13 protein-coding genes are annotated in these 12,833 nt (G+C 70.0%); 7 read left to right on the top strand and 6 right to left on the bottom strand.

Features of this window, described 5'->3' with window-relative positions:
- Positions 1-9: 9 nt before the first annotated feature.
- The gene (locus tag ACFYY8_RS32855; protein WP_390047739.1) at positions 10-687 is read right to left on the bottom strand and encodes a response regulator; all 678 of its coding nucleotides are present in this window, start codon (positions 685-687) and stop codon (positions 10-12) included.
- Positions 688-743: 56 nt separating this feature from the next.
- On the bottom strand, positions 744-1,946 hold the full coding sequence (locus tag ACFYY8_RS32850; protein WP_390047736.1) for a sensor histidine kinase: 1,203 nt from the start codon (positions 1,944-1,946) through the stop codon (positions 744-746).
- Between the two features lie 109 nt (positions 1,947-2,055).
- Here ACFYY8_RS32850 and ACFYY8_RS32845 point away from each other — a divergent pair, with 109 nt between their 5' ends.
- The 3 genes from ACFYY8_RS32845 (at position 2,056) to ACFYY8_RS32835 (ending at position 4,474) form a co-directional block, all read left to right on the top strand.
- Complete coding sequence (locus ACFYY8_RS32845) at positions 2,056-2,271, top strand: hypothetical protein (RefSeq protein ID WP_390047734.1); 216 nt, start codon at positions 2,056-2,058, stop codon at positions 2,269-2,271.
- A 152-nt stretch (positions 2,272-2,423) separates the two neighbouring features.
- Positions 2,424-4,148, top strand: coding sequence for a DEDD exonuclease domain-containing protein (locus ACFYY8_RS32840; protein WP_390047732.1), 1,725 nt, complete (start codon positions 2,424-2,426; stop codon positions 4,146-4,148).
- A 38-nt stretch (positions 4,149-4,186) separates the two neighbouring features.
- The gene (locus ACFYY8_RS32835; protein WP_390047730.1) at positions 4,187-4,474 is read left to right on the top strand and encodes an Lrp/AsnC family transcriptional regulator; all 288 of its coding nucleotides are present in this window, start codon (positions 4,187-4,189) and stop codon (positions 4,472-4,474) included.
- A gap of 8 nt (positions 4,475-4,482) precedes the next feature.
- Here ACFYY8_RS32835 and ACFYY8_RS32830 read toward each other — a convergent pair whose 3' ends face one another.
- From ACFYY8_RS32830 to ACFYY8_RS32820, 3 genes are all read right to left on the bottom strand, one after another.
- Positions 4,483-5,310: a sensor histidine kinase gene (locus ACFYY8_RS32830; protein WP_390047728.1), complete on the bottom strand. Its 828-nt coding sequence runs from the start codon at positions 5,308-5,310 to the stop codon at positions 4,483-4,485.
- 95 nt (positions 5,311-5,405) lie between these two features.
- Positions 5,406-6,452, bottom strand: coding sequence for an anthranilate phosphoribosyltransferase (gene trpD / locus ACFYY8_RS32825; RefSeq protein ID WP_390047726.1), 1,047 nt, complete (start codon positions 6,450-6,452; stop codon positions 5,406-5,408).
- A gap of 24 nt (positions 6,453-6,476) precedes the next feature.
- Complete coding sequence (locus ACFYY8_RS32820; protein WP_352009452.1) at positions 6,477-6,875, bottom strand: hypothetical protein; 399 nt, start codon at positions 6,873-6,875, stop codon at positions 6,477-6,479.
- A 195-nt stretch (positions 6,876-7,070) separates the two neighbouring features.
- Between ACFYY8_RS32820 and ACFYY8_RS32815 the strand changes: the two genes are divergently transcribed.
- The 4 genes from ACFYY8_RS32815 to ACFYY8_RS32800 are packed head-to-tail and all read left to right on the top strand — an operon-like array spanning position 7,071 to position 11,266.
- Positions 7,071-7,688 carry a heme-copper oxidase subunit III gene (locus ACFYY8_RS32815; protein ID WP_352008844.1) on the top strand — a complete coding sequence of 206 codons (618 nt, stop codon included), beginning with the start codon at positions 7,071-7,073 and terminating at the stop codon, positions 7,686-7,688.
- Between the two features lie 16 nt (positions 7,689-7,704).
- Positions 7,705-8,517 (top strand): c-type cytochrome, encoded by an 813-nt coding sequence (locus ACFYY8_RS32810; protein ID WP_390047724.1) that lies wholly within the window; start codon positions 7,705-7,707, stop codon positions 8,515-8,517.
- A complete protein-coding gene (locus ACFYY8_RS32805) occupies positions 8,514-9,623 on the top strand; it encodes a Rieske 2Fe-2S domain-containing protein (RefSeq protein ID WP_390047722.1) in 1,110 nt (369 codons plus the stop codon). The genes ACFYY8_RS32810 and ACFYY8_RS32805 overlap by 4 nt, the downstream gene beginning before the upstream one ends.
- Entirely contained in the window at positions 9,620-11,266 is a 1,647-nt protein-coding gene (locus ACFYY8_RS32800; protein ID WP_390047720.1) for a cytochrome bc complex cytochrome b subunit, read from the top strand. The genes ACFYY8_RS32805 and ACFYY8_RS32800 overlap by 4 nt, the downstream gene beginning before the upstream one ends.
- Before the next feature lie 206 nt (positions 11,267-11,472).
- On the opposite strand, the gene ACFYY8_RS32795 is transcribed toward ACFYY8_RS32800, so the two are convergent.
- Positions 11,473-12,669, bottom strand: coding sequence for an Ig-like domain-containing protein (locus tag ACFYY8_RS32795; RefSeq protein WP_390047718.1), 1,197 nt, complete (start codon positions 12,667-12,669; stop codon positions 11,473-11,475).
- Positions 12,670-12,833: the final 164 nt, after the last annotated feature.

Raw genomic sequence — 12,833 nt, 5'->3', positions numbered from 1 at the left:
CAGAACGGGTCAGACCAAATAACCCGCGTCGTGAACGGTCAGCGCGATCTGGACCCGGTTGTTCAGTTCCAGCTTCGTCAGCACCCGGGAGACGTGCGCCTTGACCGTCGCCACGCTCATGTAGAGCTCGGCGGCGATCTCCGCGTTCGACCTTCCCCTGCCGACGGCGAGCACGACGTCACGCTCACGGTCGCTGAGCACCGCGAGCAACGCCCGCGCCTGCTCCCTGCGGGCGCCCGCGCCGCCGTCGGAGACGTGCGCGATGAGCTGCCTGGTGACGGCGGGCGACAGGATCGGCTCGCCCGCGCCGACCCTGCGGATCGCGGCGACCAGGTCGGCCGGAGGGGTGTCCTTCAGCAGGAACCCCGCCGCCCCGGCCCGCAGGGCCCGGAGCACCTGGGCGTCGGCGTGGAAGGTGGTCAGCACGACCACCTCGGGAGGGGCCGGGGCGGCGCGCAGCCGCTCGGTCGCGGTCAGCCCGTCGACCCTGGGCATGCGGATGTCCATCAGCACCACGTCCGGCCGGTGCGCGGCCACCAGCTCCGGCACCTCGAGCCCGTCCCCCGCCTCGCCGACGACGAGCAGGTCGGGGGCGCCGCCCAGGATCATCGACAGCCCGGCCCTGACGAGGGCGTCGTCGTCCACGATCAGCACACGGATCACCGGACCCGCGGACGAGGAACTCATGTCCGTCACGTTAACCACACCCCGCCACCTCGGCCGTCATCGCCCCGTCGTACGTCTCACGTGGCCCACGGCAACCACGCGCTGAGCCGGAACCTGCCGTCGTCACCCACGCCGTAGACGAGGCGGCCGCCCACGAGCCCGGCCCGCTCGGTGAGCCCGATCAGGCCCGTCCCGCTGCCCGGGATGGCCCGCCCGGAGGTCGTGGGGTTGCCGATCTCGACGGTGAGCCCGTCTCCCGGCCCTCCCCTGACGGTGACGTCGACCCGGGCCGCGGTCGCGTGCTTGCGCGCGTTGGTCAGCCCCTCCTGGGTGATCCGGTAGACGTTCCTGCCGAGCCCGGCGGGCGCCCTGCCCGGCTCGGCCACCCGCATGTCGAGCGTCACCTCCATGCCCGCGAGCCTGGACTCCTCGATGAGGCCCTCCAGGTCGGCGAGGGTCGGCTGGGGCCGGTCGGGGGCGGTCTCCTCGCCGCCGAGCCGCAGCACGCCGATGACCTCCCGCAGGTCCTGGAGCGCCTGGTGCGCCCCCGTCCTGAGCACCCCGGCCGTCCTGACCAGGTCGTCGCGGGGGATGTCGGGGCGGTACTCCAGGGCGCCCGCGTGCACGCTGAGCAGCGACAGGCGGTGCGCGAGGGCGTCGTGCATCTCCCTGGCGATGCGCTCGCGCTCCATGTGCCTGGCCCGCTCGACCCGCAGCTCGGCCTCGACCTCCGCCCGCTCCGCGCGGTCGCGCAGCGAGAGCACCAGCTGGCGCCTCGCCCTGACGAACATGCCCCACATGATCAGCAGCAGGTAGGACAGCACCGAGAACGCCATCGCCCCCCAGTAGGAGACCTCCGGGTCGGGCCGCCACCACAGCTGGGGAGCGAGCGCGAGGACGTGCAACCCGGTGATCGCGGCGACCGTCTTGAAGGGGCGGTGCACCGCGACCGTGAAGAGCGCCACGGCGACGGCTCCCGAGGCGATGCCCGAGGCGAGCGCGGCGGGCACCATGACGAGGGCCAGGCCGACCGGCCAGCGGCGCCGCAGCCACAGCAGCGCGCACGCGGCGGCCCCGACGATCTGGTCGGCGAGGACGACGGCGTACGGGGTCGAACCACCGGGACGCATGGCCAGCGCGGTGGCGAGCCCCAGCAGCGCGGCCACGACGAAGACGACGATGTCGACACCCCAGTCGCGGGCCGACCGCCGCGTCGGGGACCGCTCGCCCACGAGGTCGCCGTGCAGGACCGCGGGCAGCAGCCACCGATACTCCGTCACGTTGTCCGAGGGTAGGACCCATCCGGAACGTCCGGTACCGACCAAAGTTGATGTTCCGCCGACTTTCGGCCGACGCGTCCCATCCGGTCCCCACGTCACCATCGAGGGCATGAGAGCGACCCTGCGGATCCTCGGGAGCGTCTGCGTCGTCCAGGCCGTCGGCGGCGTGATCAGCGAGCTCGGGGGACCGGGGAGCCTCGGCCGCGAGTGGTTCCTGGTGCACCGCGTGGGACTGCTGGAGGGCTACGAGATCTTCGCCTGCATCGTGCTCGGGGTGCTCGGGCCGGCACTGTGGGCGGCGGGCGCGGCCGTACGGGACGAGTGAGCCCCCTGAGCCGCTCTGAGCCCCTTTGGGCCCCATGGTGCCCGCGCGGTGAGATGAGGGTTACGTGAGGGTTGCCGGAACGCCAAGGGGGAACGACGCCAGGCGGACCCCGGAGCGGTAAATGTCGGTCGATGCTCCTATGGTCGTGAGCCGTGGAGTACGCCGTGCAGGGGACGCTTGACGAACTGGGCACGCCGCTTGAGCAGATCACGTTCGTCGTGTTCGACCTGGAGACCACGGGGGTCTCCGCCGACGAGCACGCCATCACGGAGATAGGCGCGGTCAAGGTTCGCGGCGGTGAGGTGCTCGGCGAGTTCGGCACGCTGGTCGATCCGGGCTCACCGATCCCGCCTTTCATCTCGGTGCTCACCGGCATCACCGACGCCATGGTGACCGCCGCGCCGAGGATCGACTCGGTGCTGCCCTCCTTCCTGGAGTTCGCCAGGGGCGCCACGTTCGTCGCCCACAACGCGGGCTTCGACCTGTCGTTCGTCAGGGCGGCCTGCGCGGCCCTGGGCTACCCTCCGCCCGGCAACCCCGTGGTCGACACCGTCGTGCTGGCCCGCAGGCTGCTGACCCGCGACGAGGTCCCCAACTACAAGCTCTCCACCCTGGCCAAGGTCTTCAGCAGGAGCGAGCCGTGCCACCGCGCGCTCGCCGACGCCCGGGCGACCGTGGACGTGCTGCACGCCCTGATCGAGCGGGCGGGCTCGTTCGGGGTGCACACGCTGGAGGAGCTGAAGGGTTTCGTGCGGGCTCCGACGCCCGAGCAGCGCCGCAAACGCCACCTGGCCAACGGGGTGCCCGGCGAGCCGGGGGTCTACGTGTTCGAGGACGATCGGGGTGAGCCCCTCTACGTCGGCAAGAGCACCAACCTGCGCAACCGTGTCCGCAGCTACTTCACCGCCGCCGAGACCCGGCCGAGGATCCGCGAGATGGTCGCCGTCGCCGAGCGGATCAGGACCATCGTCTGCGCCACCCCCCTTGAGGCCGAGGTCAGGGAGCTCAGGCTGATCGGCTCGGCGAAGCCGCGCTACAACCGCAGGTCGCGTTTCCCCGAGCGGATGGTCTGGCTCAAACTCACCGAGGAGCCCTTCCCCCGCCTGTCCGTCGTGCGCGAGGTCAAGGACGACGGGGCCGGATACCTCGGCCCGTTCGGCAGCGTCCGTGCCGCCGAGGACGCCCGCTCCGCGCTGCACGAGGCGATCCCGCTGCGCCGGTGCACGGAGCGGATCACCCCTCGCGCGGGCCGCCCCGCGTGCGCGCTGGCCGGGATCGGCCGGTGCGGCGCCCCCTGTGAGGGCCGCCAGAGCGTAGAGGAGTACGGCCTGCACGCCGCGGCCGCCCGCAGGGCGATGGAGCTGGACGCCTCGGAGGTCTTCTCCGCGATCGAGGCCAGGATGGAACGCCTGTCCCGCGAGGAGCGCTACGAGGAGGCCGCGGCCGACCGCGACCGGCTGGCCTCCTACGTGCGTGTCTCGGCGCGCATGCAGCGGCTGCGCGGGCTGACCTCACTGCCGCAGCTGGTCGCCGCCGCCCCGCTGACCGGCGGCGACTGGGAGATCCACGTCGTCAGGCACGGCAGGCTGGTCTCGGCCGGGGTGATGCCGAGGGGCGCCCACCCGACCCCGTTCGTGGACGCGCTGGTGGCGACGGCGGAGACCGTCGTGCCCGGTCCCGGCCCGGTCCCGGCCGCCGGGGCCGAGGAGACCGAGTGCGTGCTGCGCTGGCTGGAGACCCCCGGGGTACGGCTGGTGCAGGTCGAGGGCGGCTGGAGCCTGCCGATCGGCGGTGCCGGACGGTTCAGGTCCCGCATCGACCTGGCCTACCGCTCCCGTGAGCAGTACGGGGACGGCGAGGGCCGCAGGGGACGCTGATAGCGTCGTGGGAGAGTTCCCGACCAGGAGGAGAGTCAGTGGTCACCGCGATCGTGCACATCAACGCCGAGGTGGACCGAATCCCCGAGGTCGCCCAGACGATCGCCGAGATCGACGGGGTGAGCGAGGTCTACTCCATAACCGGGGAGTACGACCTGCTGGCGATCGTCCGCGTCCCCGCCTACGAGCAGGTCGCCGAGGTCATCCCCGGCAGGCTGAACAAGGTGGCCGGGGTGCTGCGCACCGAGACGCACATCGCCTTCCGCACCTACTCCCGGCACGACCTCGAGGCCGCCTTCTCGATCGGCCTGGGCGAGTCCGACTGACCGGGCCCTCAGGTGGGCAGGCGGGCCCCCGGGCGCAGTTCGCCCGTTGTCGGCAGGCGGGCCCGCACCTCGAACCCCCCTTCGGGCATCGGCCTGGCCTCCAGGGTCCCGCCGAACATCGTGGCGCGCTCGCGCATGCCGAGCAGCCCCGTCCCGGCGCCGGTCCCGGCGGGCGGAGGGACCATCTGGCCGTCGTCGCGGACGAGCACGTCGAGAAAGCCGGGACGCCAGCGCAACGTGACATGGGCCGTACTTGCTCCCGCGTGCTTGAGCGTGTTGCCCAGCGCCTCCTGGACGATCCGGTAGGCCGCCAGTTCCAGGGTCAGGCCGACCTCCACCGGTGATCCGTCCTCGACCACCTGGACCCGCAGGCCCGCCGTACGGACCTGGGTGAGCAGGTCGGACAGGTCGGACAGCCTTGGCTGGGGGTGCCTGGTCGCCGCGGGGGCGCCCTCGACGCTCAGCAGGCTCAGGATCCGCTGTAACTCGACGAGCGCCTGACGGCCCGACTCCTCGGCGACGCGTAGTGTCTCGCGGGCCCTCGCGGGGTCCTTCTCCATGATCATCCGGCCCGCGCCGACACCGAGCGTCATCATGCTGACCCCGTGGGCGACCACGTCGTGCAGTTCTCCGGCGATGCGGGCGCGCTCCCTCATCGCCGCGGCACGGCTCAGCGCCTCCCGCTGCCCGGCCAGCCTGGTGCGCTCCGCGGCCAGGCTCAGCAGCAGCAGGCGTCGCTCACGCGCCAGCCTCGCGGCGGCCAGCGAGAGGCAGACGACCGCGAGGACAAGCAGGCCGAGCGCCACTCGCCAGGCAGGAAGGTCAACACGCCACATGGGCGCAATCTAGGGCTGCCACGACAGGCGCGGCATCCCCTCACGGGAGGATCTTGCGTCCGCCCGGGAGGGGAGGACTCGCGGGTCAGGACGTCTCAGGGCGTTTTCAGAGCCTGGCTGACCTCGACCCAGCGGTCGAGGAGCGCCCCCGCCTCACCGGAGTCGACGGCCTGTCCCGCCCTAGCGTAGGCACCGGCCATCGCGGCGTCCAGGTCGTCGCCGGCGGCGTCGTAGGCGACCAGGGCCGCGGCGGCGTTGAGCAGCACCGCGTCGCGGACCGGCCCGGTCTTGCCGCCCAGCAGGTCGCGTACGGCCTGCGCGTTGAAGGCCACGTCCCCGCCGCGCAGCGCGTCCTGGTCCGACCTGGGAATGCCGAGCGCGGCCGGGTCGAAGACGGTCTTCCTCGCGGTGCCGTCACGCACGATCCAGACGGTCGAGGTCGTCGCGGTGGTGAGCTCGTCGAGCCCGTCGTCGCCCCTGAAGACCAGGGCGGAGACGCCGCGCTCGGCGAACACGCCGGCGACCACGGGGAGCATGACCGGGTCGAAGATGCCGATGGCCTGGGCCTGCGGCCTGGCGGGGTTGGTCAGCGGCCCGAGGAAGTTGAAGACGGTCGGGATGCCGAGTTCCTTGCGCGCCGGCCCGACGAAGCGCAGCGCCGGGTGGTAGACGGGCGCGAAGCAGAAGGAGATGCCCGCCTCGACGGCGACCCTGGCGGTGTTCTCCGGGGTCAGGTCGAGCACGACTCCCAGGTGCTCCAGCACGTCGGCGGCCCCGCAGAGGGAGGAGGCGGCCCTGTTTCCGTGCTTGACGACGCGGGCGCCGGCCGCGGCGGCCACGATGGCGGCCATCGTGGAGACGTTGACGGTGTGGGCGCGGTCGCCACCGGTGCCGACGACGTCGACGACGGGCCCCTCGACCGTCAGCGGGGTCGCCCGTTCCAGCATGGTGCGCGTCAGCCCGGTCAGCTCGGCGACCGTCACCCCCTTGGCCCGCAGCGCCACGGCGAAGCCCGCGATCTGCACGGAGGTCGCCGAACCGGACATGATCTCGTTCATCGCCCAGGAGCTCTCGTCCGCGGTGAGGTGCTCACCCGCGAGCAGGGCGGACAACAACGCGGGCCAGGTGGTGCGCGCGTCCATGTGGGGTCTCCAGAGGGGTTCGGTCTACCGGGCGGTCAGGCGGGTCGACAGGCGGCGGCGCATCAGGTCGGCGACGGTGTCGGCCAGCACGACCGGGTCGATCGGCTGCGGCACGACGGCCTCCGCGCGGGACCACTCGGCCAGCCACCGGTCGTCGCGGCGGGCGATCAGCAGGCAGATCGGCGGGCAGTCGTACACCTCGTCCTTGGCCTGCCTGGCGACCCCCATGCCGCCCGCGGGCTGGGTCTCGGCGTCGAGCACGGCGACGTCGATCTCACCCGAGTCGAAGTGCTGGACGACCTTCGCGTGGGTGGCGCACTCCACGATCTCCACGAGGGGCACGTCGGCGGCGGGACGCCTGCCGATCGCCTGCCGCACCTTCTCGCGAGTGCTCGCGTCGTCGCTGTAGACGAGGACCCTCATCTTGTCGTCGGTGCTCACGGTGGCGCTCACTATCCCTTGTCGATGTATGGTCACCTGGGATGGTACCGGGCGGCTCGCCCGTAGACCCAGGCCGGACGCATCCATGAGATAAATGCGCCATAAGCCCGGTTTTAGGGAGCGCGGGGACCTCCTAGTGGGGGGTCGTGCGGCGACCCGACCAGGAGAACCGCAATAATGCTGCCCGTGGCGACAGCATCCGCAATATCAACGACGACGACAGCGCATTCGTCCCGCAGGCCAGACCTGGTCAGCGTTGGGACGATCGTCTGGCTGTCCTCTGAGCTCATGTTCTTCGCGGCGCTGTTCGCGATGTACTTCACCATCCGGTCGGTCAGTCTCGGTCAGGGTCTCCCCTGGCCGGAGGCTCACTTGAACGTCCAGTTCTCGCTGGTCAACACGATCATCCTGGTCCTGTCGAGCGTGACCTGTCAGCTGGGCGTGTGGGCGGCTGAGAAGGGCCAGGTCGCCAAGCTGCGCTTCTGGTACATCGTCAGCTTCCTGATGGGTGCCGTGTTCGTCGCCGGTCAGCTGTACGAGTACAGCCAGCTGGTCGAGGAGGGGCACACCCTGTCGCACTCCGCGTACGACTCGGTGTTCTACCTGACCACGGGCTTCCACGGCCTTCACGTGACCGGTGGACTGATCGCGTTCCTGTTCATGCTGGGACGCACGTACGCCGCGAAGCGCTTCACCCGTGAGCAGGCGACCAGCGCCATCGTCGTGTCCTACTACTGGCACTTCGTCGACGTGGTCTGGATCGGCCTTTTCGTGACCATCTACGGCATTCATTAAGGAATCGGGGATCTCTGTGAATAGGATCACCGCTGGGCGGCGGCATCCCCTCGCGAGATACGCCGTCCTGCTTCTTGCCCTTGGGCTGCTCGGGGGGTTCTACACCCTCGCGGCCCCGACGAGTGAGCGGGCTGACGCGGCTATCGCGTCCGGCAGGGCCGACGACGTCGCCGAGGGCAAGAAACTCTTCGAGCAGAGCTGCTCCAGCTGCCACGGCCTCAGCGCCGAGGGCACCAAGAACGGCCCGACGCTCGTCGGCGTCGGCGCCGCCGCCGTGGACTTCCAGGTCAGCAGTGGCCGTATGCCCCTGGCCAACCCCGGCGCCCAGGCCCCGCGCAAGCCGACGGCGCCCTGGGTCAACGAGGACACCGTCCGGCAGCTCTCCGCTTACATCCAGTCGCTGGGCGGCGGTCCCACCGTCCCCGCCGACGAGCAGGTCGACCCGGCCAAGGGTGACAAGTCGAAGGGTGGCGAGCTGTTCCGCGCGAACTGCATCCAGTGCCACAACTTCGTCGGCGCCGGGGGTGCCCTGACCCAGGGCAAGTACGCCCCGCCGCTGAACGAGGCCACCCCGAAGCAGATCTACGAGGCCATGATCACCGGCCCGCAGGCGATGCCGGTGTTCAACGACAGCATCATCACCCCCGACCAGAAGCGGGACATGATCGCCTACATCGTGGGCGTGCGTGACGAGCCCAACCCGGGCGGCGCCGGCCTCGGCCGCATCGGTCCGGTGACCGAGGGTCTCGTGGCCTGGATCGCGGGCATCAGCCTGCTCGCCCTGGCCGCTATCTGGATCACCGCCAAGAAGCGACAGGCCCACCAATGACAGACAACAACCACGACATCGAACAGCCCGAGGGGCGCGTGCCACACCGCGTCATCGGCACCCCGGCGCCCGCGACGGCCACCTCCCTGCTGGGCGAGGAGGAGCGCACCGGAGCCGCAGCCGAGGTCCCCGGTGTGAACCTGCAGGACGAGCAGACCGCCAAGAAGGGTGAGCGGGCCGCGGCCCTGTGCTTCCTCATCACCTTCCTGGCCGCGGTCGCCTTCGTCGTCTCCTACGTGATCTTCCAGGTGGGCGACGTCGAGACGACCAAGACCTCGACCCTGGCGCTGGGCGGCTCGCTGACCCTGGCGCTGCTGTCGCTCGCGGCGGGCATCGTGTTCTGGGTCCGCATGGTCATGCCGAAGTACAGCCTGGTCCAGGAGCGTCACACGATGGCCTCCTCCTCCGAGGTCAGGGAGCAGGTCGGCGAGACCTTCCTGCAGGGCGCCGCCGAGAGCGGCATCACCAAGCGGCCGCTGCTGCGCCGTACGCTCCTGCTGGCCGCCGCCCCGCTGGGCGTGCTGCCGATAGTGCTGCTGCGCGACCTCGGCCCGCGCTACAAGAACTTCCCCGAGAAGCTGCGGCACACCGTCTGGGGCGAGAAGACCAAGGACGGCAAGAACCGCAGGCTCGTCGTCGAGGGAACCGGCGCGCCGATCCGCGCGGCCGACTTCAACTCCCCCGGCGGCATCCTGTCGGTCGTGCCCGAGGGTTACGAGCACGACCTCGACGCCCTGGCCAAGGCCACGCTGATCCTGATCAAGTTCCGCCCGGAGGAGATCAAGTCCGGGACGAACAAGAACTGGACGCACGACGGAATCGTGGCGTACTCCAAGATCTGCACGCACGTCGGCTGCCCCGCGGCCCTGTACGAGCAGACCACCCACCACATCCTGTGCCCGTGCCACCAGTCCACCTTCGACGCCGCGGACGGCGCCAAGGTGATCTTCGGTCCGGCCGCCAGGCCGCTGCCCCAGCTGCCCATCGCCGTGGACGGCGAGGGCTACCTGGTCGCCACGGCCGACTTCGCCGTCCCGCCGGGGCCCAGCTTCTGGGAGCGCGGCGACGCCGAGGCCGAGGTCCGTGAGAAGGGAGGCCACGCATGAGCACCGGAACGGTTCCGAAGCCCATCGCGGGCGCGAGCGGTTTCCTCGACGACCGGCTCGGCGCGGGAAACTTCCTCAAGCGCAACCTGCGCAAGGTGTTCCCCGACCACTGGTCGTTCCTGCTGGGTGAGATCGCGCTCTACTCGTTCATCATCCTGCTGCTGACCGGCACCTTCCTGACGTTCTTCTTCAAGCCCTCCATGGCGCACGTCGTCTACGAGGGCTCCTACGAGCCGCTCAAGGACGTCACGATGTCCGAGGCGTACGCCTCGGCTCTGCAGATCAGCTTCGACGTGCGCGGTGGCCTGCTGATGCGGCAGATGCACCACTGGGCCGCCCTGCTGTTCGTCGCCGGCATGATGGTGCACGCGCTCCGTGTGTTCTTCACCGGTGCGTACCGCAAGCCGCGCGAGCTGAACTGGCTCATCGGCGTGCTGCTGCTGACGCTGGCGCTGGCCGAGGGCCTGACCGGCTACTCGCTGCCCGACGACCTGCTCTCCGGCGCGGGTCTGCGCATCACCGAGGGTGTGGCGATCTCGCTGCCGCTGGTCGGCACCTGGATCACCTTCTTCCTCTTCGGCGGCGAGTATCCCGGCGAGGACGTGATCTCCCGGTTCTACTCGCTGCACATCCTGCTCATCCCCGGCATCCTGCTCGCGCTCATCTCCGCCCACATGGTCCTCATGTGGGTGCAGAAGCACACCCAGATGCCGGGCAAGGGACGGACCAACGAGAACGTGGTCGGTGCGCCGTTCTACCCGGCCTTCATGGCCAAGGCGGGCGCGTACTTCATGTTCACGTTCGGCGTGATCGCGTTGCTGGGCACCTTCGCCCAGATCAACCCGATCTGGCTGTTCGGTCCCTACACGCCCGCCGACATCTCGGCGGGTTCCCAGCCCGACTTCTACATGGGCTTCCTTGAGGGCTCGCTCCGTCTGATGCCCTCGTGGGAGATCAACTTCCTGGGCTTCACACTGCCGATGAGCGTGCTGATCCCGGCGCTGGTCCCGATGGGCATCATCATGACCGGCCTGGCCCTGTATCCCTTCCTGGAGCAGTGGGTCACCGGGGACCGCAGCGAGCACCACGTCGCCGACCGTCCCCGCAACAACCCGCACCGCACCTCGATCGGCATCTCGGCCATCACGTTCTACGGTGTGCTGTGGCTGCTGGGCGCGAACGACGAGATCTCCTCGGTCTTCCACGTCTCGCTCAACTGGACGACCTACATCGGCCGGGTCCTGGTCTTCCTCGGCCCGCTGGTGGCCTACATCGTCACCTACCGGATCTGCCTCGGCCTGCAGCGCAGCGACGCGGCGATCATCGGCCACGGCGTGGAGTCGGGCGTCATCAAGCGCCTGCCCCACGGTGAGTACATCGAGGTCCACGTTCCGCCGGAGGCCTCCATCGAGGCGCACCTGCGGGGCAAGGCCCCGGTTCCGGCCATCGCCGGGACCGACACCGACAAGGACGGCATCCCGCCCAAGGGGATGCGCGGCCCGCTCGGCAGGCTCCGCGCCAAGATGAGCAAGGCCTACGGCGGCGAGAAGATCCCGCTGGACGACGGCCACGGTCACGGCGACGAGCACGGCGAGCACGCGCAGGTCACCTCGGGTGGGGACGACAGGTCCCTGACCCACTAGAAGCCGTCACCAAGCTTCGCCACACGACGGGGCCCGGACACCGATCAGGTGTCCGGGCCCCGTTGTCTGTCTCCACCCAGAACCGGTGACGAGCCCCCACAGACCCGGGAACGGCCCTGTACGGCTCGCAGAGCCCCGGAAACGGCCCGGCCGCAACTCCCCCCCAGACCAGAAGCCGTAAAGGGCCCCTCAGCGGCTTTCTGGCGTCACAGGGAGTTGGTGGTGAAGTACTTGACGCTGCTCCACTTCAGCCACTGCTTCCAGTTCTCCTGCCAGTGGCCCCAGCCGTTGGTCGGCTCAAGCGGGCGAGGGGTGCCCGTGATGATGATCGGGTCGCCGATGAGAGTGTTGTTGATGAACCAGACGGCGTTGTCCGGGCTGACGTTGACGCAGCCGTGACTGACGTTGGAGTACCCCTGGGAGCCGACCGACCACGGGGCGCTGTGCACGTACTCGCCGCTGTTGGAGATGCGGACGGTGTTGTAGACGGTCATCTGGTAGTAGCCGGGAGAGCCGGGGCCGATGCCGGGCGAGGTCATGATGGTCACCGGCTCCCTGGACATGGCCAGGTGCACGCCACTGGTCGTGTAGTACTTCCAGGCGCCGCCCTGGCCCGCGCTCATCGGGATCTGCCTGACGACCTTGCCGTTGCGCCTGACGGTCAGGTGGTGGGTCTGGGTGCTGCCCCGGGTGATCTGGGAGCGGCCGACCCTGAAGCGGATGCTCTGGTTCTGCTTGCCGTACACACCCCTGCCGCCCCTGACGCCCTCGAGGTTGGCGTCGACGCGGACGGTGGTGTTGGCGGGCCAGAACGTCTTGGGACGGAAGTGCACGGTCTTGTCGTCGAACCAGTGCCAGGCCCCGAGGACCGGCTTCGAGGAGCGGATCGCCAGGTTGCGCTCGACCTCGACGCGGTCGGTGATCGGCTGGTCGAAGGTGATCATGACCGGCATGCCGACCCCGACCGTCAGGCCCGTCAGCTCCTTGTCGGGAAGGAACTCCTTGATCTCGAAGGTCTTCTCGGCCTTGACCGTGGAGAAGGAGGTGTGGGTCTCGCTGACCTTTCCTCCCGGGTTCACCGCGACCGCGGTGACCTCGTAGGTCGTCCCCGGCAGCGCGGTGTCCTGACTGTGCCACTGGGTCCCGTCGGCGCTCAGCACGCCCGTCAGGGAGTTCCTGGGGCCCTTCACGGTGACGCTCCTGAGCGTCCCCCCGCTGGCGGCCACCAGGACGGTCGCGTGGGTGGGCACGTTGCCCGCCCTGTCGAGGGGGACCACACTGACCGCCGCGTCCGCGTGCGGCACGGGTCCCGCCGGCCCGCGCGCGGCGGTGGTGGAACCGTCCGAGCATGAGGCCACCAGTAGCAGGGCCAGTAGCCCGGCCCCCGGAATCGAACCACGCATCGTCTGTCCCACGTGCCCCACGTGTACTCCCCTGTTCAGGACCGGTCCGGTGATCCTGTTATTACCCGTAGTAAGCGGAGCGCCACATATGGCGGTGGGTGTGCGTCCTCAATAAACACCAAAAAACGGGCCACGGAATCTCCGTGGCCCGTTTCCGGGAGCCT

The sequence above is a fragment of the Streptosporangium sp. NPDC001559 genome (genome assembly GCF_042893955.1).
Classification (GTDB): Bacteria; Actinomycetota; Actinomycetes; order Streptosporangiales; family Streptosporangiaceae; genus Streptosporangium.
This window is presented reverse-complemented; position numbering and strand designations above follow the sequence as displayed.